Origin of the sequence: Mesorhizobium sp. M4A.F.Ca.ET.050.02.1.1 (assembly GCF_003997725.1) — a bacterium.
Taxonomy (GTDB): Bacteria; Pseudomonadota; Alphaproteobacteria; order Rhizobiales; family Rhizobiaceae; genus Mesorhizobium.
In genome coordinates this window covers 1-1,298 of sequence record NZ_RZSG01001174.1, presented here as the reverse complement: position 1 = coordinate 1,298, position 1,298 = coordinate 1, and the positions used below count along the sequence as shown (strand labels likewise).

The 1,298-nt window shown below is 63.3% G+C and carries 1 protein-coding gene; it reads right to left on the bottom strand.

The genetic code is table 11. The annotated features are described in order from the left end of the window. Positions 1–23 precede the first annotated feature (23 nt). Positions 24–1,298, bottom strand: a 1,275-nt coding sequence (locus EOA33_RS36075; protein WP_145989524.1) for an ABC transporter substrate-binding protein, incomplete at its 5' end; no start/stop codon positions are given.

Here is a 1,298-nt window from a genome sequence, read left to right as displayed (position 1 = left end):
GAATTCTCATCCGCGCAAATGTGTCACGATTCCAGATAAGTGTCCGCCCAGTTCGACACCGCCCAGCGCGGGTTGTTGGCGATGTTGCCGACCGTATCGCGGGCGACGCTGATGAAGCTCCATTCTGCGACGTTGATCAGCGGGAGATCCGCCGCGACCTTCTTCTGGAATTCCTTGTAGAGCTCGGTGCGGGCGGCGGTATCGAGCGTCTCCGACGCCTTGGCGATCAGCGCATCCAGTTCCACGTTCCTGTAGCCGCCCTGGTTGGAGAAGGGCACGCCATCCGGGATGCCGCTCTGTACGAGAATGGTGGTCGAGATCGCCGGGTCGCCGCGGAACACCGGCGGGCCGACGGCGAGGTCGAAGGCATGGTCAGTGTAGACGGCCTTGATGTGGGCGGGAGAGTCGTTGTTGACCAGTTCGGCGTCGATACCGACGGCGGCGAGCGCCTGGCGCAGATAGTCGCCGAACTGCTTGGTCTCGTTGAAGTAAGGCGCCGGCAGGAGCTTCAGCGAGAAGCGGTTGCCGTCGGGGCCTTTCTTGTAGCCGGCCTCGTCGAGAAGCGCATTGGCCTTGGCGACGTCGAATGCATAGGTCGGCACGTCGGCGGTGTAGAACTGCGGATCGTTCTTCGGCACCGGGCCGGTCGCGGTGGCGGCGTAGCCGAGGAAGATCGTCTTGACGACGAAGTCCTTGTCGATGGCATGCGCGATCGCCTGGCGCACTTTCAGATCGGCCAGCTCCTTGCGGCGGTGGTTGATCTCGACGACGAGCTGGTAGGTCAGGCCTTCATAGCCCTTGGTGATCACCTTCAGGCCAGGCACCTTGGAGATGCGGTCGAGGTCGGCGAGCGGCACTGCGGAAAAGGCGGCGAGCTGGATTTCTTCCGCCTCGAGCGCCGCGGCCGCCGACGTGCGGTCCGGCAGCACCTGGTAGACGATCTCATCGAGATAGGGCTCGCCCTTGCCCCAATAGTCGGCGTTCTTCGCCAGCCGGTAGTACTGGCCGGCCTTGTATTCGGCGAATTTGTACGGGCCGGTGCCGACCGGCGCGTTGTTGGCCGGGTTCTCCTCGATCTTGCCGCTCTCATAGACATGCTTCGGCACGACGCTCGAAAGCGCCGGCAGGGCATTGCGGATCAGCTGGAACGGCGTCGGCTTGGCGAATTTGAAGATGGCGGTCAACTCGTCCGGCGTTTCGACCGCCGTCAGGTCCTTGAACACTGTGCGGCCGAGATTCTGCAGCGGCTTCCATACCTGCAGCGCCGAGAAGGCGACGTCGGCGGAGGTGAATGGTTT